The organism is Streptomyces sp. NBC_01723 (genome assembly GCF_036246005.1).
GTDB lineage: Bacteria > Actinomycetota > Actinomycetes > Streptomycetales > Streptomycetaceae > Streptomyces.
Genome location: NZ_CP109171.1, coordinates 2,535,912 through 2,558,025 on the forward strand (window position 1 = coordinate 2,535,912; position 22,114 = coordinate 2,558,025).

14 protein-coding genes and 1 pseudogene are annotated in these 22,114 nt (G+C 72.4%); 7 read left to right on the forward strand and 8 right to left on the reverse strand.

Annotated elements, in window-relative coordinates:
- Positions 1–198: 198 nt before the first annotated feature.
- A complete protein-coding gene (gene ppdK / locus OIE75_RS11875; protein WP_329470737.1) occupies positions 199–2,928 on the reverse strand; it encodes a pyruvate, phosphate dikinase in 2,730 nt (909 codons plus the stop codon).
- A 504-nt stretch (positions 2,929–3,432) separates the two neighbouring features.
- On the opposite strand from ppdK, the gene OIE75_RS11880 reads away from it, so the two are divergent.
- A complete protein-coding gene (locus tag OIE75_RS11880) occupies positions 3,433–5,337 on the forward strand; it encodes a CDP-alcohol phosphatidyltransferase (protein ID WP_443078334.1) in 1,905 nt (634 codons plus the stop codon).
- Here the strand turns inward: OIE75_RS11880 and dusB are convergent, their stop codons facing one another.
- Positions 5,338–6,504, reverse strand: a complete 1,167-nt coding sequence (gene dusB, locus OIE75_RS11885; protein ID WP_329470739.1) for a tRNA dihydrouridine synthase DusB — start codon at positions 6,502–6,504, stop codon at positions 5,338–5,340.
- Between the two features lie 107 nt (positions 6,505–6,611).
- Between dusB and OIE75_RS11890 the strand changes: the two genes are divergently transcribed.
- On the forward strand, positions 6,612–8,057 hold the full coding sequence (locus OIE75_RS11890; RefSeq protein ID WP_307011931.1) for an MFS transporter: 1,446 nt from the start codon (positions 6,612–6,614) through the stop codon (positions 8,055–8,057).
- A gap of 189 nt (positions 8,058–8,246) precedes the next feature.
- Here the strand turns inward: OIE75_RS11890 and OIE75_RS11895 are convergent, their stop codons facing one another.
- From OIE75_RS11895 to OIE75_RS11910, 4 genes and pseudogenes are all read right to left on the reverse strand, one after another.
- Positions 8,247–12,611, reverse strand: a complete 4,365-nt coding sequence (locus OIE75_RS11895; RefSeq protein WP_329470741.1) for a cation-translocating P-type ATPase — start codon at positions 12,609–12,611, stop codon at positions 8,247–8,249.
- 9 nt (positions 12,612–12,620) lie between these two features.
- Positions 12,621–13,388, reverse strand: coding sequence for a histone H1-like repetitive region-containing protein (locus OIE75_RS11900; protein ID WP_329470743.1), 768 nt, complete (start codon positions 13,386–13,388; stop codon positions 12,621–12,623).
- Positions 13,389–13,488: 100 nt separating this feature from the next.
- Positions 13,489–13,701: pseudogene (locus OIE75_RS11905) on the reverse strand (MmyB family transcriptional regulator); the annotation flags it as partial.
- Between the two features lie 159 nt (positions 13,702–13,860).
- Positions 13,861–15,243, reverse strand: a complete 1,383-nt coding sequence (locus tag OIE75_RS11910; RefSeq protein WP_234954510.1) for a glycine--tRNA ligase — start codon at positions 15,241–15,243, stop codon at positions 13,861–13,863.
- A 227-nt stretch (positions 15,244–15,470) separates the two neighbouring features.
- On the opposite strand from OIE75_RS11910, the gene OIE75_RS11915 reads away from it, so the two are divergent.
- The 4 genes from OIE75_RS11915 to OIE75_RS11930 all read left to right on the forward strand — a co-directional run bounded on the left by OIE75_RS11915 (position 15,471) and on the right by OIE75_RS11930 (position 18,647).
- A complete protein-coding gene (locus OIE75_RS11915; protein ID WP_307011936.1) occupies positions 15,471–16,448 on the forward strand; it encodes a metal ABC transporter substrate-binding protein in 978 nt (325 codons plus the stop codon).
- A gap of 20 nt (positions 16,449–16,468) precedes the next feature.
- A complete protein-coding gene (locus OIE75_RS11920; protein WP_329470747.1) occupies positions 16,469–17,242 on the forward strand; it encodes a metal ABC transporter ATP-binding protein in 774 nt (257 codons plus the stop codon).
- A gap of 20 nt (positions 17,243–17,262) precedes the next feature.
- Entirely contained in the window at positions 17,263–18,165 is a 903-nt protein-coding gene (locus OIE75_RS11925) for a metal ABC transporter permease (RefSeq protein WP_122620199.1), read from the forward strand.
- A 62-nt stretch (positions 18,166–18,227) separates the two neighbouring features.
- Entirely contained in the window at positions 18,228–18,647 is a 420-nt protein-coding gene (locus tag OIE75_RS11930; protein WP_122620198.1) for a Fur family transcriptional regulator, read from the forward strand.
- A gap of 71 nt (positions 18,648–18,718) precedes the next feature.
- Here OIE75_RS11930 and OIE75_RS11935 read toward each other — a convergent pair whose 3' ends face one another.
- Complete coding sequence (locus OIE75_RS11935; RefSeq protein WP_307011943.1) at positions 18,719–19,555, reverse strand: isoprenyl transferase; 837 nt, start codon at positions 19,553–19,555, stop codon at positions 18,719–18,721.
- 42 nt (positions 19,556–19,597) lie between these two features.
- Positions 19,598–20,347 carry a DNA repair protein RecO gene (gene recO / locus OIE75_RS11940; RefSeq protein ID WP_125491737.1) on the reverse strand — a complete coding sequence of 250 codons (750 nt, stop codon included), beginning with the start codon at positions 20,345–20,347 and terminating at the stop codon, positions 19,598–19,600.
- Positions 20,348–20,510: 163 nt separating this feature from the next.
- On the opposite strand from recO, the gene OIE75_RS11945 reads away from it, so the two are divergent.
- Positions 20,511–22,007, forward strand: coding sequence for an alpha/beta hydrolase (locus OIE75_RS11945; RefSeq protein ID WP_307011945.1), 1,497 nt, complete (start codon positions 20,511–20,513; stop codon positions 22,005–22,007).
- Positions 22,008–22,114 lie beyond the last annotated feature (107 nt).

Consider the following 22,114-nt stretch of genomic DNA (forward strand, 5'->3'; position numbering starts at 1 on the left):
TCTCAAACTTCGCTGACAGCTTGCTGCTGCTCAACTCACAGGGATTCACACCATGGAACGCGTCACAAACACCGGGTGAACGCGGAGAGGCGGCACCCCCGCACAGGGTGCCGCCTTCTCCCGTGGGCCGGAGCCGCCGCCGATCGGTGAGGGTGGTCGGGTGACAGACGGCGGCTCCGGGGTCTTCGTCCGGGTCGGCTACCGGTGGTCGCTGCCCTTCGAGCGCGAGGCCGCGCGGCCGGCCTCCAGGCGGGCCACCGGGATCCGGAACGGGGAGCAGGAGACGTAGTCCAGACCCACCTCGTGGAAGAAGTGGACCGACTCCGGGTCACCGCCGTGCTCGCCGCAGACGCCGAGCTTCAGGTCGGGGCGGGTGGCGCGGCCGGCCTTCGCGGCGGCGGCGACCAGGGAGCCGACGCCGTCCTTGTCGATGGTCTCGAACGGGGAGACGCCGAAGATGCCCTTCTCCAGGTAGGCCGTGAAGAAGCTGGCCTCGACGTCGTCGCGGCTGAAGCCCCACACGGTCTGGGTCAGGTCGTTGGTGCCGAAGGAGAAGAACTGGGCGGCCTCGGCGATCTGACCGGCGGTCAGCGCGGCGCGCGGCAGCTCGATCATCGTGCCGATGGACAGCTTCAGCTTCGTGCCGGTGGCGGCCTCGACCTCGGCGATGACCTGGTCGGCCTCGTCGCGGACGATCTCCAGCTCCTGCACCGTGCCGACCAGCGGGATCATGATCTCGGCGCGCGGGTCGCCCTTGGCCGCCTTGCGCTCGGCCGCGGCCTCGGCGATCGCCCGGACCTGCATCGTGAACAGGCCGGGGATGACCAGGCCGAGGCGGACGCCGCGCAGACCCAGCATCGGGTTCTGCTCGTGCAGGCGGTGCACGGCCTGGAGGAGGCGCAGTTCGTTCTCGTGCGGCTCCTGCCGGGACTCGGCGAGCGCCACGCGGACCGACAGCTCGGTGATGTCGGGCAGGAACTCGTGCAGCGGCGGGTCCAGGAGGCGGACGGTGACCGGGAGTCCGTCCATCGACTCGAAGAGCTGGACGAAGTCCTGCTTCTGGAGCGGCAGCAGCTCCTTCAGGGACTCCTCGCGCACGGCCTCGGTGTCGGCCAGGATCAGCCGCTCCACCAGCTCGCGACGGTCGCCGAGGAACATGTGCTCGGTGCGGCACAGGCCGATGCCCTGGGCGCCGAAGCGGCGGGCGCGCAGCGCGTCCTCGGCGTTGTCGGCGTTGGCGCGCACCCGCAGCCGGCGCTTGCGGTCGGCGAAGGCCATGATCCGGTGCACGGCCTCGACCAGCTCGTCGGCGTCCTCGGCGCCCGCGTGCATGCGGCCTTCGAAGTACTCCACGACCGGGGACGGTACGACCGGGACCTCGCCCAGGTAGACCTTGCCGGAGGAGCCGTCGATGGAGATGACGTCGCCCTCCTCGACGACGTGCCCGCCGGGCACGGTCATCCGGCGGCGCTTGGTGTCGACCTCCAGCTCCTCGGCGCCGCAGACACAGGTCTTGCCCATGCCGCGCGCGACCACGGCCGCGTGGGAGGTCTTGCCGCCGCGCGAGGTCAGGATGCCCTCGGCGGCGATCATGCCGTCCAGGTCGTCGGGGTTGGTCTCGCGGCGCACCAGGATGACCTTCTCGCCGGAGCGGGACCACTTGACGGCGGTGTACGAGTCGAAGACCGCCTTGCCGACCGCCGCGCCCGGCGAGGCAGCGATGCCCCGGCCGACCTTCTCGACCTTGGCGTCCTCGTCGAAGCGCGGGAACATCAGCTGCGCGAGCTGGGCGCCGTTGACGCGCTGGAGGGCCTCGGCCTCGTCGATCAGGCCCTGGTCGACGAGCTGGGTGGCGATGCGGAAGGCCGCGCCCGCCGTGCGCTTGCCGACGCGGGTCTGGAGCATCCACAGCTGGCCGCGCTCGATGGTGAACTCGATGTCGCAGAGGTCCAGGTAGTGGTTCTCCAGCGTCTCCATGATCCGCATCAGCTCGTCGTACGACTTCTTGTCGATCGACTCGAGCTCGGCGAGGGCGACGGTGTTGCGGATGCCCGCGACGACGTCCTCGCCCTGCGCGTTCTGGAGGTAGTCGCCGTAGACGCCCTGGTGGCCGGAGGCGGGGTCGCGGGTGAAGGCGACGCCGGTGCCGGAGTCGGGGCCGAGGTTGCCGAAGACCATGGAGCAGACGTTGACCGCGGTGCCCAGGTCGTGCGGGATGCGCTCCTGGCGGCGGTAGAGCTTGGCGCGCTCGCCGTTCCAGGAGTCGAAGACGGCCTTGATGGCGAGGTCCATCTGCTCGCGCGGGTCCTGCGGGAAGTCCCGGCCCGCCTCGGTCTTGACGATCTTCTTGAACTTGGTGACGAGCTTCTTGAGGTCGGCGGCCTCCAGCTCGGTGTCGACCGCGACCTTCTTGGCCGCCTTGGCCGCCTCCAGCGCCTCCTCGAAGAGGTCGCCGTCGACGCCGAGGACGGTCTTGCCGAACATCTGGATCAGGCGGCGGTAGGAGTCCCAGGCGAAGCGGTCGTCCCCGGCCTGCTTGGCCAGGCCCTGCACCGACTTGTCGGAGAGGCCGATGTTGAGGACCGTGTCCATCATGCCGGGCATGGAGAACTTGGCTCCGGAGCGGACCGACACGAGGAGCGGGTCGTCCGCCTGGCCGAGCTTCTTGCCCATCTTCTTTTCGAGGGCGTCGAGGTGCGCACTCACCTCGTCACGCAGTGCCGCCGGCTCCTCGCCGCTGTCGAGGTAGGTCTTGCAGGCCTCGGTGGTGATCGTGAAGCCGGGAGGGACCGGAAGGCCCAGGTTGGTCATCTCGGCGAGGTTCGCGCCCTTGCCACCGAGGAGGTCCTTGAGGTCCTTGTTGCCCTCGGTGAAGTCGTAAACGAACTTCGTCGCGTTCGTTACCTGAGGTTCTTTGTTTTCCGACACGGGTCTCGACTCCTCGAGGACGCGGTGGCTGCCCTGACGGCGAGGAATCTACCCAGATCAAAGGCCCCTGGGTACGTCCACTTGTGCGTCATACGCCTGTAACCACCCGTCCGCCAGCGGATCGAAAGTCAAGGCTTGGCAAGCGACCGACCGCTTATGTTTTCACTTCTTGAACGGATGAACCTTCCAGGATCTAGCATTTCGCTCACATGAGCGGCAATCTCCACGTCTGAGTTCGATCGATGAACGATCAAGACGTGGCACTCAGTGCCACACCTTGGAGAAGTGGAGTCGGTCAAGATCCGCTCATCTGAGCGCCACCGCTATCAGAGGTGGCGAGAATCACGCTGCCACAGGCCGCGGTTTTTCACCATGCGGACGGGTGAACGGACGCATGGGCGCACGGGTGAACGGACCGCCCGCCACGGACGTACGTCACTGCGGCGGGTCCGGCCCCCTCGCCGGGCCCGCCGTCCACCGGGATTCGTACGGAAGGACCTCCGGGTGCCTGTCTTCACGCGCTTTCGCCAGCCACCGACCGCGGGCGGGGAGCCGTACGGAGAAGACGAGCCGGACGAACCGCGCGAGCCCGACGTGGTCGAGCCCGACGACCCCGGGGAGGCCATCGAAGCCACCGCCGACACCGAAGCCATCGCAGACACCGAATCCGCCACCGGCACCGAACCCGCCCACGGCGCGCAGTCCGCCGCCGAGCCCGGGCCGGCCGCCCGCACGTCCCGTCTCGCCCACTGGCGGGCCTGGCGCACCCGTCACCCGCGTGCCGCCCTCGTCCTGCGCCGCACGACGACCGTCCTCGCCGCCGTGCTGGTGCTCGGGGCCCTGCTGCTGCCGAACACCTTCGCCGCGCTGGAGCCCAGCCGGTTCGCGCGGATTCCGGCGGAGGCGGTGATCGCGGCTGTGCTGCTGCTCTGCCTGCCACGCGCCGCACGGCTGGTGGCGGCGGCGCTCTTCGGTGTCGGCCTGGGCGTGCTGACCGTGCTGAACCTGCTCGACATGGGCTTCACCGAGTACCTGGGGCGGGGCTTCAACGTGGTCCTCGACTGGGGGCTGCTGGACGACGCCCAGTCGTACGTGGCGGACTCGATGGGCGGCGCGGCGGCGGCCTGGGCGGCCGTGGGCGCGGTGCTGCTCGTCGTGCTGCTGCTGGTGGTGATGGCCCTGGCGGCGGTCCGGCTGGGGGAACTGCTCGCCGCGCACCGGGAGCGGGCGGCCCGGGGCGCGCTGATGGCGGCCACCGTGTGGATGACCTGCGTGGCGCTGGGCGTGCAGACCTTCGGCGTGCCGGTCGCCACCCGGAGCGCCTCCGGGGCACTGGAGGCGCAGGCCCACCGGGTGGTGGACACGCTGCGCGACGAGGCGGCGTTCGCGAAGGAGGCGAAGGCGGACCGGTTCGGGGCCACGCCCGGCGCGCAGCTGGTGCCGGGCCTGCGCGGCAAGGACATGATCTTCACGTTCATCGAGAGCTACGGCCGCAGCGCCATCGAGGACCCGGTGATGGCGCCCGGCGTCGACCGGACCCTGGACGCGAGCACGAAGGCGCTCGCCGAGGCGGGCTTCCGGGCGAAGAGCGGCTGGCTGACGTCGGCGACGTACGGCGGCAGCAGCTGGCTCGGTCACTCCACGTTCCTGTCGGGGCTGTGGGTGGACAACCAGCAGCGGTACCGCACCGTCACCGCGGGCGACCACCTCACCCTCACCAAGGCCTTCCAGAAGACCGGCGACTGGGACACGGTCGGTGTGATGCCGGGCGTGCAGAAGGCGTGGCCGGAGTCGGAGTGGTACGGCCTCGACAAGGTCTACGACGCGTTCGACGTGGGGTACCGGGGGCCGAAGTTCAGCTGGTCCACCATGCCGGACCAGTACGCGCTGGAGGCGTTCCAGCGCCTGGAGCACGGCAGGGAGCGGGACAAACCGCTGATGGCGGAGATCATCCTGACCTCCAGCCACCAGCCGTGGGCGCCGATCCCGCGGATGGTCGGCTGGGACGAGGTCGGCGACGGGTCGGTGTACGACGGCATCGAGGCGTCGGGGGTGAAGGCGTCGGACATCATCGCCGACTCCACCCGCTCCAAGGAGGAGTACGGCAAGTCGATCGAGTACTCGGTGACCAGCCTCACCCAGTGGCTGGAGCGGTACGGCACCGACGACACGGTCCTCGTCTTCCTCGGCGACCACCAGCCGCTCGCCCGGGTCAGCGGGGACGGGGCGAGCCGGGACGTGCCGGTCTCGGTCGTCGCCAAGGACCCGAAGGTGCTCGACGCCATCGACGACTGGAACTGGACGGAGGGGCTGAAGCCCGCCGAGGACGCGCCGGTGTGGCGGATGAGTTCCTTCCGCGACCGCTTCCTGACGGCGTACGGCTCCACCCCGCACCCGACCACGGGCTGATCAGCCGCCGGAGGTGTCCAGCTCCGCGTCCTCGCCGACGCCTGCGCAGTCGTACGGGTCCTTCAGCCAGCCGTCCGGCAGGACCACCCGGTTGTTGCCGGAGGTGCGGCCGCGCGGGCCGTCGGCGCCGGTGGGCCAGGGCTGGTCCAGGTCGAGTTCGTCGAGGCCCGCGCGCAGCGCCTCCAGGGAGGAGGTGATCGCGAGGCGCTTGCGCATCTCGGAGCCGACCGCGAAGCCCTTGAGGTACCAGGCGACGTGCTTGCGGAAGTCGATGACGCCGCGCGCCTCGTCGCCGATCCACTCCCCCAGCAAGGTGGCGTGCCGGACCATGACGTCGGCGACCTCGCGCAGGGCGGGCCGGGCGAAGGAGCCGGTGCGGCCCTCGAAGGCGGCGACCAGGTCGGCGAAGAGCCACGGGCGCCCGAGGCAGCCGCGCCCGACGACCACGCCGTCGCAGCCGGTCTCGCGCACCATCCGCAGCGCGTCCTCGGCGCACCAGATGTCGCCGTTGCCGAGCACGGGGATCTCCGGGACGTGCTCCTTGAGGCGGGCGATGGCGTCCCAGTCGGCGGTGCCGCCGTAGTGCTGGGCGGTGGTGCGGCCGTGCAGGGCGATGGCGGTCACGCCCTCCTCGACGGCGATGCGGCCGGCGTCGAGGAAGGTGAGGTGGTCGTCGTCGATGCCCTTGCGCATCTTCATGGTGACGGGCAGGTCACCGGCGCCGGTGACGGCCTCGCGGACGATGGCGCGCAGCAGGTTCCGCTTGTACGGGAGGGCCGAGCCGCCGCCCTTGCGGGTCACCTTGGGCACGGGGCAGCCGAAGTTCAGGTCGATGTGGTCGGCGAGGTCCTCCTCCGCGATCATGTGGACGGCCTTGCCGACGGTCACCGGGTCCACGCCGTACAGCTGGATCGAGCGCGGCGTCTCGGTCGCGTCGAAGTGGATCAGCTGCATGGTCTTCTCGTTGCGCTCGACCAGCGCCCGGGTCGTGATCATCTCGCTCACGAACAGGCCCTTGCCGCCGCTGAACTCCCTGCACAGAGTGCGGAACGGGGCGTTCGTGATCCCGGCCATCGGTGCGAGCACCACCGGCGGTGCGACGGTGTGCGGGCCGATCTGCAGGGGTGCGGCAGTGGTGCCGGGGGCGGGCGTGGTGAGCGTGGACATTCCTCCATTGTCACGTACGCGGGGCAGTGCTCGGCGGGCCTTGGGACCGAAGATCATGTATGGGTCATTAGTTAACCGCACTATCGAAACGGCGTACGATGGTGGTCATGCCGGAGCTCACCCACCGCCGACGCCTGCTCGTGCTCGCCATCTGCTGCATGAGCCTGCTGATCGTGAGCATCGACAACACCATCCTCAACGTGGCCCTGCCCTCCATGCAGCGCGATTTCGGCGCGAGCACGTCGGGGCTCCAGTGGGCGGTCGACGCGTACACGCTGGTGCTGGCCGCGTTGCTGATGCTGGCCGGGTCCACCGCCGACCGGATCGGGCGCAAGCGGGTCTTCATGACGGGGCTGGTGGTCTTCACCATCGGTTCGCTGCTGTGCTCCCTGGCGCCCGACCTGTCCTCGCTGGTCGTCTTCCGGATGATCCAGGCGGTGGGCGGTTCGATGCTCAATCCGGTCGCCATGTCGATCATCACCAACACCTTCACCGACCCCCGCGAGCGCGCCCGCGCGATCGGGGTGTGGGGCGCGGTGGTGGGCATCTCCATGGCCGCCGGGCCGCTGGTGGGCGGGGTGCTGGTGGAGTCGGTCGGCTGGCGCTCGATCTTCTGGGTCAACCTCCCGGTGGGCCTGGCGGCGCTGCTGCTCACCCTGCGTTTCGTCCCCGAGTCCCGGGCGCCGAAGGCCCGCCGGCCCGACCCGCTGGGCCAGCTGCTGGTGATCGTGCTGTTCGGCTCGCTGACGTACGCGATCATCGAGGCGCCGAACGCCGGGTTCACGGCGGTGCTGCCGTTCGCGGTACTCGCCCTCGTCGCGCTGGCCGGCCTGCTCCTGCACGAGCCGCGCCGCGCCGAGCCGCTGATCGAGCTGCGCTTCTTCCGGTCGGCTCCCTTCAGCGGTGCCACCGTCATAGCGGTCAGCGCGTTCGCGGCGCTCGGCGGCTTCCTGTTCCTGTCCACGCTGTACCTCCAGAACGTGCGGGGACTGAGCGCGCTGGAGGCCGGGTTGTGGATGCTGCCGATGGCCGTCCCGACCTTCCTGTGCGCCCCGCTGTCCGGGCGGCTGGTCGGCAGCCGGGGGCCGCGGCTGCCGCTGCTGATCGCGGGCGGCGCGCTGACCGTGAGCGGGGCGCTGTTCGCCGCCTTCGAGGCCGAGACCTCCGACGTCACCCTCTTCGTCGGCTACGTCCTGTTCGGCATCGGCTTCGGCTTCGTCAACGCGCCCATCACCAACACGGCCGTCTCCGGCATGCCCCGCGCCCAGGCCGGCGTGGCCGCCGCCGTCGCCTCCACCAGCCGCCAGCTGGGCCAGACGCTGGGCGTGGCGGTGGTCGGCGCGGTACTGGCGGCGGGCGTCGGCGCCTCCTCGTACCGGGACACCTTCGTCTCGGCCTCCCGCCCCGGCTGGTGGATCCTGGCCGCCTGCGGCCTCGCGGTCCTCGTCCTGGGCGCCGTCACCAACGGCCCCTGGGCCCACCGCACGGCGGAACGAACCGCCGACCGGCTCAGGTCGCCGGAGGCACGGGAGGCGGCGCGGTCAGGAGCCTGACGCGCCCCACACGGGCGCGGGGAACCGCGCGACCAGCCCGCACGCCCCCGCAGACGACGTACCCGAGCGACACGGCGCCCCTCCTCCCCGGCCCACCGCACGCCCCGAAGGGGCGCGGGGAACCGCGCGACCGGCCCCCACCCACCCGCAGACGGCGACGTACCCCTCCGCCCCTCCCTCCCCCGGGCCTCAGCGCAGCGGATTCGGCAGCCGCTCCGCCACCATCGGCCAGTACTTCAGGACCGCCTCCTCCACCTCCGGCAGCGCCCGCTGGCCCGCCAGGGCCAGGACGATGGCCGCCGCCACGCCCGTCCACGCCACCGGGCCCAGCGGGGTGCAGCCGAAGAGGCGGCTGACGCCCGGGGTCTGGACGAGGGCGACCAGGGCGGCGGCCGAGCCCAGGGACGTGACCTGGACCAGGCGGCTGTCGCGGCGGTCGGCGAGGGTCTGGGCGAGCTGGGTGCCGACCACGGCACACAGGGCCATCGTCGTCGAGCGGCGGTCCGTGCCCGGCGTGAAGCGGCCGAAGAGCCAGGCCGCGGTCGCCCCGAGCGCCGTGGTCAGGGCCCGGTGCCGGATCTGCCGCAGCAGGGGCTCGCCCAGCACCGCCGCGCCCAGCGGCGCGACCGCGTCGGCGGCCTCCTGCTCGGGATCCCCCGTGCGCGTCACCGCGACCGCCATCGCCGGGAACAGGTCGGTGAAGAGGTTCACCAGCAGCATCTGGCGGGTCGACAGCGGCGAGGAGCCGCTCAGCACCGTGCCGAGGATGCCGAAGCCGACCTCGCCCGCGTTGCCGCCGATCAGGATCGCGATGGCGTCGGCGACGCTGTGCCACAGCGCCCGGCCCTCCCGGACCGCCTCCACCAGCACCAGCAGGTCGTCGCCGGTCACCACCAGGTCGGCGGCGTTGCGGGCGGCGGCCGAGCCGCGGGCGCTGATGCCGACGCCGATGTCCGCGGCGCGGATGGCGGCCGCGTCGTTGGCGCCGTCGCCGACCATGCCGACGACCCGCCCGGCGTCCCGCAGCGACTCGACGACCTGGAGCTTCTGCTCCGGCGCCACCCGGGCCACGACGTCCGCGTCGCGCAGCATCCGGGAGCGCGCCGTACGGTCGGCGGCGGCGAGTTCGTCGCCGGTGACCACGACCGCGTCCTCGGGCCAGCCCAGGTCGACGGCGATGGCGTGGGCGGTCTGCGGATGGTCGCCGGTCAGCACCACGGGCCGTACGCCCGCCTCGCGCAGCCCACGCACCAGCGCCGGGGACGTCTCACGGGGTACGTCGGACAGCGCCAGCAGCCCCGTGAACTCCAGCTTCGCCGGCTGCTGTTCGAGGACGTCGGCCGCCTTCTCGCCCCGGCGCAGGGGGCGGGAGGCCACCGCGATGATGCGCAGTCCGTCGCGGGCCAGGGCCTGCGCCACCTCCAGGGTGTGCGACGGCAGGTCGGCGCAGGCCGGCAGCACGGTCTCCGGGGCGCCCTTGACCACCAGCGTCTCGGGACCGCCGGCCGGGTCCCGTCCGACGGCTGCGGCGTAACCGCGCGAGGTCTCGAAGGGCAGGCCCTCCACCTGCGTCCACCCCGGGTCGTCGCCCGCCGCGTCCAGGACCGCCTCGTCGGTGGCGTGGGTGGGCCGGGCCCCGTCGCCGTTCAGCCGGGGCACGGCGCGCGCGGCGGTCCGTACGGCGTCGGCGGCCTCCGGGTCGCCCACCCTGCGGACCGTGCCGTCGGCGCCCGCGACGCGCGTCAGCCGCAGCCTGTTCTCGGTGAGCGTGCCGGTCTTGTCGAAGCAGATGGTGTCCATCCGGCCCAGCGCCTCCAGCGTGCGCGGGGTGCGCACGAGGACCCCGCGACGGCTCAGCCGCCGGGCCGCCGCGAGCTGCGCCACCGTCGCCACCAGGGGCAGCCCCTCGGGCACGGCGGCCACCGCGACCGACACCCCGCCGGCGACGGCCTGCCGGACCGGCGCCCCGCGCAGCAGCGACAGACCGGTGACCGCGGCCCCGCCCGCCAGGGTGAGCGGCAGCGCCTTGCGGGTCAGTTCCTGGAGCCTGGCCTGCACCCCGGCCGCGGCGGGCGTCCGGGCGGCGAGCGCCACCGCCCGCGCCGCCTCGGTGTGGTCACCGATGTCCACGACGACGGCCCGGGCGCGGCCGGCCACCACGGTCGTGCCCTCGAAGACCATGCAGTACCGCTCGGCCACCGGGGCCTTGGGCGCCGGGTCCACGCTCTTGCCCACCGGCAGCGACTCACCGGTCAGCGCGGACTCGTCCACCTCCAGGCCGTCCTCCCACAGCAGCCGGGCGTCGGCCGGGACGACGTCGTCCGTCTTCAGTTCGATCACATACCCCGGGTGCAGCCGGGACGCGTCCATGATGCGCGGCGGCCCGCCCTCGCGTTCGGGCTCCTCGGTGACCCGGGCCTTCTGCGTCTGCTCGGCCAGCAGCCCGGACAGCGCCCGCTCGGCGCGCAGCCGCTGGAACCCGCCGACCAGCGCGTTCAGGTCGAGCGCCCCGACCACCAGCAGGGCGTCCACGACCGACCCGAGGATCGCGGAGGCCGCCGAGCCGACCGCGAGCACCGGGGTGAGCGGATCGTCCAGCTCCCCGCGGACCGCCCGGGCCAGCTCCCACGACCAGAACGCCGGGGCCAGCACCGGCACCCGGCCCGCCCGGTCGGCGACCGCGCGCAGCCGGGCCGCGGCCTGCTCGACGACGGTCGGATCGGGCTCGCTCTCCCGCTCCAGGCGGTCCCGTACGGCGTCCGGGGCCAGCGCGTGCCACGCCACTCGCGCCCGGGGATGCGGGGCGCGGGCCATCGCCACGCCGACCGCGGCACGCGTCCCGGACAGCAGGGCCGCCGCCGCGCTCGCGTCGACCGGCGCGTGCCGCAGCCCGGACAGGGCGATGAAGCTCGGCCTGCCCCGCCGCCGGCCGCGCGCCTCGCCGACCGCCACCAGCAGCCCGGACAGCGCGGCGCCGGACCGGGCCAGCGTCTGCGAGCGCCGCCCGATGGCACGGGCCGCGGGCACCGCCCGCAGCAGCCGCCACACGTCGGCGAGCCCCTGCGGAGCGATCACGTCGGCGCCCCACGCCACCGGGGAGTCCGCGTCGGCCAGGGCGACCGCCACGTCCCCGCCGAGCAGCCCGGCCAGCACCGATTCGTCGTCCCTGGGCCGCGGGCGTACGACCGTGACGACGCCGCCCTCGGGGCGCAGTTCGGCCACGACGTCCGCGAGCGGGCGCCGCGCGTCGACGACCTGGTCCGCGAGGCCGGTGAAGTCGGCCAGCGCCGGGTCCTGGACCATCACCACGCGCAGGCCGGCCCGCCGGGCCGCGTCCAGCACGTCCTCGGTCCACGGGTCGGCGCCGTCGTCCGGCAGCCGCAGCGCGCTCGGGTGCAGCACGACCGTGCGGGCCATCTCCAGCTGCCGCAGCCGTCCGGGGTCGCGCACCAGCACACCGGTACGGGACAGGGCCGCGCTCAGTACGGCGTGGAAGGCGGCGGGACCGTACCGCGCGGCCTTGGGCGAGCCGGCCAGCACGGCCTCGGCCGCCTCGGTCACGTCGTGCTTGACCAGCAGCGTCGCCGCGGCGCCCGCGACGCTGCCGGCCGAGGCGTGGGCGGCGTAGTCCTGGGCCGGGGAGGTGCGCGGCGCCGGGCGCAGGGTGAGGTCGGCGGGCAGGCTGCCTCGGCCGGGGGCGCAGAGCTGGTCGTGCACCACCTCGAAGGCCGCCGTCCGGGCCACCGCCTCCGTCAACTGGCAGGCGCGCAGCGCTCCGTCGAGGACCAGCGAGGTGGGGCTCTGCCCGGCGCCGTGCACGGCGGCGTTGGCGGCGGCCAGCGCCACGTCCATGCGGTGGTCGCCCATCCGCTCGCGCAGCCAGGCGCGGAAGGCCGGGTTCTCGCGCAGCAGTGTCGCCACGGCGGTGATCAGGCGCGGCGAGGGCGGCAGCCGCAGGCGCGCGCCGGTCACGGCGGCGGCGATGCCGAGGAGGTCGGCGCCGAGGGCGGTCGCGGCGACGCGCACCGAGGCCGGATCGCCGGGGTGGGCCAGTTCGTCCACCTGGTCGCCGACGTCCTGCCGGTCCCGTCGGTCCGTCCGGGTGAGTCCGTGCCGCCCGGCGAGTTCGGTGACGTGGTCCACGACGGAGTCGGTCAGCTCCTCCTCGGTCGCGGTCACCACCAGCCTGGCGAGGCCGGTGTCCCAGTAGGCGACCAGCACGTCCGGGTGTTCGGCCACCTCCGCGGCCACCCTTCGCGCGACGCGTTCCGTGCCGCCCGCCAGGCGCACCTCGTCGGACTCGGCAGGGGCGAGGGCGACGTGGGCCCGGGGTCCGGCCCGCCAGTCCCGGGTGCCGCCGGGCAGCGCGGACCGGGCGACCCGGGCCGCGCGGGCGGCGAAGTCGGCGCCTCGCACACCGGCCCGCGCGGTGCCCGCGACCGCGCCGGCGGCGGCGCCGACGGCGGGTGCGGTGGAGCGGGCGAGCAGCCGGGGGCCGGCCAGTACGAATCCGGTGACGGCGTCCTGGGACCGCGTCAGAAGTGCGCCGACCATGGCCGTGGCTCAGCCCGTCCTGCGGGTGCGCGAGGCGGAGGCGGTCTTACGGCCGCCGGCCGAGCCCGAGGCGGGGGGACGGCTGGACGACGCCTTCTTTCCCGAGCGGCTCCTGCTCCGTGCGGGTGACGCGGTCTTCTTCGCGGGGGCTTTCCTGGCGGCGGTCTTCCTGGCGGCGGTCTTCGTCGCGGCGGTCTTCTTGGCGGTCGTCTTCTTCGCCGTGGCCTTCTTCGCCGTCGCCTTATTGGCGGTCGCCTTCGTCGCCGCGGTCGCCTTCTTCGCCGCGGCGGACTTCGCGGCGGCCGACTGGGCCGTGGCCTTCTTCGCAGTCGTCTTCGTCGCGGTGGTCTTCTTCGCCGCCGCCTTCTTCGCCGCGGCCGACTTCGCCGCGGGCGACGTCGAGGCGGCCGACTTCGCCGCCGCGGTCTTGGCGGTGCTCTTCCTGACGGCGGCGCGCTTCCTGGCGGCCTCGGCGGCACCGGTACCACCAGTGCCCCGCCCGGCGACCCCGTTCCCGTTCCGCCGCCGTGACTGCGTCAGCCAGGCCACCGCCGCCCCGGTGAGCGCCACCGGCCACTCCACCAGGCCGGCGACGCCCAGCACCCCCGCGCCCGTGTACACGATCACGCGCCGCCCGCGCGGCGACACCGCGCCGATCCGTTCCAGCGCGCCCTCGGCGGCCTTACCGACCGTCGTGGCGCCCGGCACCTTCTGTACCGCGGAAGCGGCCGCGTGCAACGGCCGCGGGAGTGTCTGCGCCGACTTCTGCTCAGCCATGACTGTTCGTCCTCGCCCTGTCCGTGCGGTGGGAAACCCCTGGGAACATCACCTTCCGCACAACTGCGCGTTCCCGCACCTCGGGCTCACCCCGACGGCGTCACCCCGCCGGGGCCGCCTCACGCTCCAGGGCGATCGCGCGCAGCCGCTCCAGCCGCTCCCGGGAGTCCTCGTCGGCGGGCGCGTACGTCACCATCCGGGGTCCGGCCTCCGGCCCCAGCCACAGGTCCGTGTGGTCGAGGCGGAGCCGGCCGACGTACCGGTTGAGGAACTCCTTGCGCTTGCCGCGGTGCGCGAGGACCTCGTGCCGCTCCCTGGTCATTCAGGCCTGGAACCACTACGACGGCGCCCCCTCAGGGGCCCCGAAAACGCCGAACGCCCACCCTTCACCCGACTGAGACGGGCGAGGGGTGGGCACAGGCCCGGGAGTCCAGGGGGCGGAGCCCCCTGGCACCTCAACCGGAACGAACGATCAGCACCCGACCAGACGCGAGGCCAGGTACCCCTCGATCTGGTCCAGCGACACGCGCTCCTGCTTCATCGTGTCCCGCTCGCGGACCGTCACCGCGTTGTCGTCCAGCGTGTCGAAGTCGACGGTGACGCAGAACGGCGTACCGATCTCGTCCTGACGCCGGTACCGGCGCCCGATCGCCCCGGCGTCGTCGAACTCGATGTTCCAGTTCTGCCGCAGCGCCTGCGCGAGCCCCTTCGCCTTGGGCGACAGCTCGGGGTTGCGGGACAGCGGCAGCACGGCGACCTTCACCGGGGACAGCCGCGGGTCGAGCCGCAGCACCGTGCGCTTCTCCAGCTTGCCCTTGGCGTTCGGCGCCTCGTCCTCGATGTACGCGTCGAGCAGGAAGGCGAGCATCGCCCGGCCGACACCGGCCGCCGGCTCGATGACGTACGGCGTCCAGCGCTCGCCGGCCTCCTGGTCGAAGTAGGAGAGGTCCTGGCCGGAGGCCTTGGCGTGCGAGGAGAGGTCGTAGTCGGTGCGGTTGGCGACACCCTCCAGCTCGCCCCACTCGCTGCCGCCGAAGGAGAACCGGTACTCGATGTCGGCGGTGCGCTTGGAGTAGTGGGAGAGCTTCTCGGCCGGGTGCTCGTACCAGCGCATGTTCTCCTCGCGGAGACCCAGGCCCGTGTACCAGTTCCAGCGCTGCTCCATCCAGTACTCCTGCCACTTCTCGTCCTCGCCCGGCTTGACGAAGAACTCCATCTCCATCTGCTCGAACTCGCGGGTCCGGAAGATGAAGTTGCCGGGCGTGATCTCGTTGCGGAAGGACTTGCCCATCTGGGCGATGCCGAACGGCGGCTTGCGGCGCGAAGTGGTCTGCACCTGGGCGAAGTTGGTGAAGATGCCCTGGGCGGTCTCGGGCCGCAGGTAGGCGACGGAGCCGCTGTCCTGGGTCGGGCCGAGGTGGGTGGAGAGCAGACCGGAGAACTGCTTGGGCTCGGTGAAGGTGCCCTTGTTGCCGCAGTTGGGGCAGTTGAGGTCGGCGAGGCCGTTCTCGGGAGCCTTGCCCTTCTTCTCCTCGTAGGCCTCCTCCAGGTGGTCCGCGCGGAACCGCTTGTGGCAGGAGGTGCACTCGGTCAGCGGGTCCGTGAAGGTGGCGACGTGACCGGAGGCCACCCAGACCTCGGGGGCCAGGATCACGGAGGAGTCGAGACCGACGACGTCCTCGCGCGACGTGACCATGTAGCGCCACCACTGGCGCTTGAGGTTCTCCTTGAGCTCGACACCGAGCGGACCGTAGTCCCAGGCGGCGCGCTGACCGCCGTAGATCTCACTGCAGGGGAATACGAAGCCACGGCGCTTGCTCAGGCTGACGATGGTGTCGATCTTGTCGGCGGCCACGGTGCTCTCTTCATTACGACGACGGTGACTGACTGGTGCGGCGCGAAGCGCCTCGATGAGGGGGTGGTGGTCGGGTGACGGGCGGGCGAAGCGAGATGCTTCCAGAGAATGCTTCAGGTTACCGGCGTGGACTGCCCCTCAACCAAATCGGGGCCCCGCCGGATCCGCGGGCCCCCGGTACGACCGTTTGTTGACAACCGTTTCCATATTTGTTGAAAATGAATCCCATGAACGTACGACGACGTCACATATCCGGCATAGCAGTCACCGCGGCCGCCGCACTCGGCCTCGGGACCCTCTCGGCCTGCTCCGGCGACAGCGCGGCGGCGGGCAACACGGACAAGTTCGACGTCGTCGCGTCGTTCTACCCCATGGCCTATCTCGCCGAGCAGATCGGCGGCGACCACGTCAACGTCACCAGTCTGACCGAGCCCGGCCAGGAACCGCACGACCTGGAGATCAGCGCCAAGCAGCGCGCCCAGCTGGAGGAGACGGACGCCGCGCTCTTCCTCAAGGGCCTCCAGCCCTCCGCCGACGAGGCCATCGCCCAGTCCGGCGCCAAGACGAAGATCGACGCGACCACGCTGACCGCCCTGGAGGAGCACGGCTCCGAGGTCGGCGGACACGCCGCCGAGCACGACCACGCCGAGGAAGAGCACGGCCACGAGCACGGCGAGGAGGGCGGCGAGGACCCCCACATCTGGCTCGACCCGGTCAAGTACGCCGAGGTCGCCGAGGGCGTCGGCAAGGCCTTCGAGAAGGCCGACCCCGACCACGCCGCCGACTACAAGAAGAACACCGACGCCCTGGTCAAGAAGCTCGGCGCCCTGAACACGGAGTTCGAGACCGGGCTGAAGGACACCGACACCAAGGTCTTCATCACCACGCACGCCGCCTTCGGCTACCTCGCCGAGCGCTACGGCCTGACCGAGGAGGCCATCAGCGGCCTCAGCCCCGAGTCCGAGCCCAGCGCCGCCCGGGTCAAGGAGCTTGAGAAGATGGCGAAGGCCGACGGCGTCTCCACGGTCTTCTACGAGACGCTCGTCAGCGACAAGACCGCGAAGACGGTCGCCAAGGACGCGAACCTCAAGACGGACGTCCTCGACCCGGTCGAGGGCATCACCGAGAAGTCCCGCGGCGACGACTACTTCCAGGTCATGGAAGCCAACCTCAAGGCCCTGCGGACGGCCCTGGGAGCCAAGTGATCAACTCACCGGAGGGCGGCATGAGCGAGCCCGTCAACGTCATCTCGCTGCGCGGCGTGCGCGCCGAACTCGGCTCACGCCCCGTCCTGCGCGGCATCGACCTCACCGTGCGCCGCGGCGAGGTCGTCGCCCTGCTCGGCGCCAACGGCTCGGGCAAGTCCACGGCCGTGCGCACCGTCATCGGCCAGGTACCGGTCACCGCCGGGGAGATCGAGCTGTTCGGCACGGACCGGCGCCGGTTCCGCGACTGGGCGCGCGTGGGCTACGTCCCGCAGCGCACCACGGCCGCGGGCGGCGTCCCCGCGACGGTGACCGAGGTGGTCTCCTCCGGGCGGCTCTCCCGGGCCCGCTTCGGCATCCTGCGCAAGGCCGACCACGAGGCCGTGCGCCGCGCCCTCGCCCTGGTCGGCATGACCGACCGGGCCAAGGACTCGGTGAACGCCCTCTCCGGCGGCCAGCACCAGCGCGTGCTGATCGCCCGCGCGCTCGCCGCCGAACCCGAACTGCTGATCATGGACGAGCCGATGGCGGGCGTCGACCTGGCCAGCCAGGAGGTGCTGGCCGAGACGCTCAGGAAGCAGGTCGCGGCCGGTACGACGGTCCTCCTCGTCCTGCACGAGCTGGGCCCCCTGGAGCCGCTGATCGACCGCGCCGTGGTGCTCCGCGACGGCTGCGTGCTGCACGACGGCCCGCCCCCGAAGGCGGTCGGCCAGCACGCGCTGCCCGGCCACGACCACGTGCACCCGCACGCGCCCACGGACGCCGAACCGATCCGCACCGGCCTGCTGAGCTGAGAAGGCGACGACTGACGACTATGGAAATCCTGAACTACGCCTTCATGCAGCGGGCCCTGCTGGCGGCCGTCCTGGTCGGCATCACCGCGCCCGCCGTCGGCATCTACCTGGTCCAGCGCCGCCAGGCCCTCATGGGCGACGGCATCGGCCACGTGGCGATGACCGGCGTCGGCCTCGGCTTCCTGCTCTCCTGGTCCCCGGTGTGGATGGCAACCCTGGTCTCCGTGCTCGGCGCGGTCCTCATGGAGCTGATCCGCTGGTACGGCAAGACTCGCGGCGACATCGCCCTCGCGATGCTCTTCTATGGCGGCATGGCCGGCGGTGTGATGTTCATCAACCTCGCGCCGACCGGATCCAGCGCCAACCTCACCTCGTACCTCTTCGGCTCCCTGTCCACGGTGAGCGAGTCCGACGTCACGGCGATCTGCGTGCTGGCCGCCTTCGTGGTCCTGGTCACCCTGGGCCTGCGCCGGCAGCTGTTCGCGGTCAGCCAGGACGAGGAGTTCGCCCGGGTCACCGGCCTGCCGGTACGCGCGCTGAACCTGCTGACGGCGGTCACGGCCGCGGTGACGGTGACGGTCGCGATGCGCGTCGTCGGGCTGCTGCTGGTGTCGGCGCTGATGGTGGTCCCGGTGGCCGCCGCGCAGCAGCTCACCCGCAGTTTCGCCGCCACCTTCGCGATCGCCGTCGCGCTCGGCGTGACCGTGACGATCGGCGGCACGGTCACCTCGTACTACCAGGACGTGCCGCCCGGCGCGACGATCGTGCTGCTCACCATCGGCGCGTTCGTCCTGCTGACCGCGCTGGCGGCACCGCTCGCCCGGCGACGCGCGCGAGCGGCCACCGCCGCGGGGCCCGCGTCGGATCCGGCGGAGTGCAAGATTCCGGCCACCCGGGGGGCCACCGACGAGGTCGGCGTCTGACCGCGGGCGAACCGGGCTGGCACAATGGCCCGGCAAGCCGCCAAGACGTGAGGAGGAACCCGGTGACGACCGCTGGACCGCCCGTGAAGGGCCGCGCCACCCGGCAGCGGGCCGCCGTGTCGGCGGCTCTCCAGGAGGTCGAGGAGTTCCGCAGCGCACAGGAGCTCCACGACATGCTCAAGCACAAGGGCGACTCGGTCGGGCTCACCACGGTCTACCGCACGCTTCAGTCCCTCGCCGACGCCGGCGAGGTCGACGTCCTGCGCACCGCCGACGGCGAGTCCGTCTACCGCCGCTGCTCCACCGGCGACCATCACCACCACCTGGTCTGCCGCTCCTGTGGCAAGGCCGTCGAGGTCGAGGGCCCCGCGGTGGAGAAGTGGGCCGAGGCCATCGCCGCCGAACACGGCTACGTCAACGTCGCCCACACCGTGGAGATCTTCGGCACCTGCGCCGACTGCGCGACTGCCTCCGGCGGCTGAGCCGCCGGGTCCGGGGCTGCGCCCCGGACCCCTTCCGGCCTGACGGCCTCGTCCTCAAAGGCCGGACGGGCTCACTTTCCTCCGCTCCGGCCCTCCATGGCCAGGAGCTCCTCGTTCGGGATGGCCCCGCCGAACCGCCGGTCGCGGGAGGCGAACTCCAGGCACGCCCGCCACAGGTCGCGCCGGTCGAAGTCGGGCCACAGCACGTCCTGGAAGACCATCTCGGCGTAGGCGCTCTGCCAGAGCAGGTAGTTGGACGTGCGCTGCTCGCCGCTGGGCCGCAGGAACAGGTCCACGTCCGGCATGTCCGGGTAGTACAGGTACTTCGCGAGGGTCTTCTCGTTGACCTTCGACGGGTCGAGCTTCCCGGCCCGCACGTCCTCGGCGAGGGCCTGCGCGGCGTCGGCGATCTCGGCGCGGCCGCCGTAGTTCATGCAGAAGTACAGCGTCAGCCGGTCGTTGTCCTTCGTCTGCTCCTGGGCGACCTGGAGTTCCTTGGCGACGGACTTCCACAGCTTGGGCATCCGGCCCACCCAGCGCACGCGGATCCCCAGCTCGTCGAGCTGGTCGCGGGTCCTGCGGATGAAGTCCCGGTTGAAGTTCATCAGGAAGCGCACCTCGTCCGGCGACCGCTTCCAGTTCTCGGTGGAGAAGGCGTACAGCGAGATGTTCTTCACGCCCATCTCGATCGCGCCCTGGAGCACGTCGAGCACCCGCTCGGCCCCGACCTTGTGCCCCTCGGTCCGCGGCAGCCCGCGGTCCTTGGCCCAGCGCCCGTTGCCGTCCATGACGATCGCCACATGCTCGGGGACCAGCTCACCGAGGCCCGGGGGCCGCGCGCCGGACGGGTGCGGCTCCGGCGTCCTGTACTCCCGGCGCTGCCGCCCAAGGATCCCGCGTACCGCCATGTGTCTCTCGTCTCCTCGTACTGTGATTCTGCGTGTTTCTGCCTAGGACTTCTCGACGTACCTCAGGGAACGCAGGCCCCGCTCCAGGTGCCAGTGCAGATAGGCGGACACCAGCCCGCTGCCCTCCCGCACGTACCGCGGCTCGCACGCGTCCGCGGTCCCCCAGTCGCCCGTGAGCAGCGCCCCGAGCAGTTCCAGGGCCTGCGGCGAGGGTACGACGCTGCCGGGCACCCGGCAGTCGGCGCAGACGGAACCGCCCGACCCGACCGAGAAGAACCGGTTCGGACCGGGCAGGCCGCACTTCGCGCAGTCCCCGAAGGTCGGCGCGTACCCGTTCACGGCCAGCGAGCGCAGGAGGAACGCGTCGAGCACGAGGTTCGGAGCGTGCTCGCCCCGGGCGAGGGTGCGCAGCGCGCCGACGAGCAGCAGGTACTGCTGCACCGCCGGCTCGCCCTCGTGGTCGGTGAACCGCTCGGCCGTCTCCAGCATGGCCGTCCCCGCGGTGTAGCGGGCGTAGTCCGTGACGATCCCGCCACCGTACGGCGCGATGGTCTCGCTCTGCGTGCACAGCGGCAGCCCGCGCCCGACCAGCTCGCTGTTCCTGGCGAAGAACTGCACGTCGACGTGCGAGAACGGTTCCAGGCGGGCCCCGAACTTCGACTTCGTCCGCCGCACCCCGCGCGCCACGGCGCGTACGCGTCCGTGACCGCGCGTGAGCAAGGTGATGATCCGGTCCGCCTCACCCAGCTTCTGGGTGCGCAGCACGATGCCGTCGTCGCGGAACAGACTCATGCCGCCCATTCTCGCGCATGCCCCGGGGTGGCCGTGCGACAGTGCGGGGAGGTGGTACCCGTGAAGGGGGCCGCGGCTGGGACAGCCCCCTCGGGTATACCCCCGTACGAAGAGGGTTGTTGCCCGGATGTGGGCGGCACCGGAGATCCGTGAGGCTCGTCGTATGACGCAGCGCAAGCGAATCATCCGCGACGCCGCCCTCGTCGGCGTCTCCACCGCACTCCTCGGGATCACCGCGCCGTTCACCGCCTCCGCCACGACCGCGGACCCGGCCGGGACCCTCACCTGGACGGACTGCGGCGGGGGCGCCGTCGACCCCCGTCAGCAGTGCGCCACGCTCCAGGTGCCCATGGACTACGCCGATCCCGGCAGCCCCCGTATCGACATCGCCGTCTCGCGCATCCGGAGCGAGGATCCGGACGCCCGGCGCGGGACACTGCTGCTCATCCCCGGCGGGCCGGGCGGGTCCAGTCTGGGCGACCCGTCGGGGAAGGGGCAGAAGCTGCCGCGCGAAGTCCGGGACGCCTACGACCTGGTCGGGTTCGCGCCGCGCGGGCTCGCCCCGTCCACCGCCGTCGACTGCGGGCTGGAGACCGCCGACCTCGCCACCTCCAGGCTCCGCCCCTGGCCCGCCCCCGACGGCTCGATCGACGGGAACCTCGACACCGCGCGCCGCGTCACCGACGCCTGCGTACGCGACGGCGGCGAGCTGATGCGGCACCTCGGCACGGCGAACGAGGCCCGCGACCTCGACCGTCTCCGGGCCGCTCTCGGCGAGCGGAAGATCTCCGCGTGGGGGGTGTCGTACGGGACGTACGTCGGCGCGGTGTACGCGCAGCTCTTCCCGCACCGCACCGACCGCGTCGTGCTGGACAGCAACGACGACCCCGACCCGGCCCGTGTCGCCCGTGCCTGGCTCGCCGGGCACGAGCAGGGCGTGGAGGACACCTTCCCGGACTTCGCCGCGTGGGCCTCTCAGCCGGGCAACCCGGACCGCGTGGCACTCCGGGCCGCCGACGTACGGCCGCGGTTCCTGCGGCTCGCCGCCGAGTTGGACCGTACGCCGATCCCCTGGCCGGGAGCCAACCCGGAGGAGCTGAACGGCAACGTGCTGCGTCAGACGATGCTGGACAGCCTGTACCGCCCCAGCGCGTATCCCACGCTCGCCAGGCTGATGCGGGCCGCGGCGCAGGGCACCGTGCCGCCCGCTCCGCAGGCGCCGCCCGAGTCCGTGCTGCAGAACGTCACCGCCGTGGGAGTGGGGACGCTCTGCAACGACGTCGCCTGGCCGAAGTCGCCCGCCGTGTACCGCAAGGGCGTCGCCGAGAGCCGCGCCAAGTACCCGCTCACCGCGGGCATGCCCCGCAACGCGATGGTGTGCGCCGCCTGGCCCCACCCGCCGCGCGAGGCGCCGGTGCGGATCACCGACCGGGGACCGTCCAACGTCCTGCTCGTCCAGAACGAACGGGACGTGGCCACCCCGCTCAGCGGCGCCCGGAAGATGCGGGAGGCGCTCGGCCGGCGCGCGGTCATGGTCACCGTGGACTCCACCGGCCACGACGCCTACCTCGCCAACGGCAACGCCTGCGGCGACCGGACCGTCTCCCGCTTCCTCGCGACCGGTCAGCGGCCGTCCGCCGACCTCTACTGCGAGGGCTAGGTCAGTCCGCGCCGTCCCGGCCCGGCGGGAGGACGCCGTCCAAGAGTGGCGGCTCCCGTGGGCCGCCCACGCTCGGCGGTGCCGCGCCGAAGGCCGGCCGGCGCCGG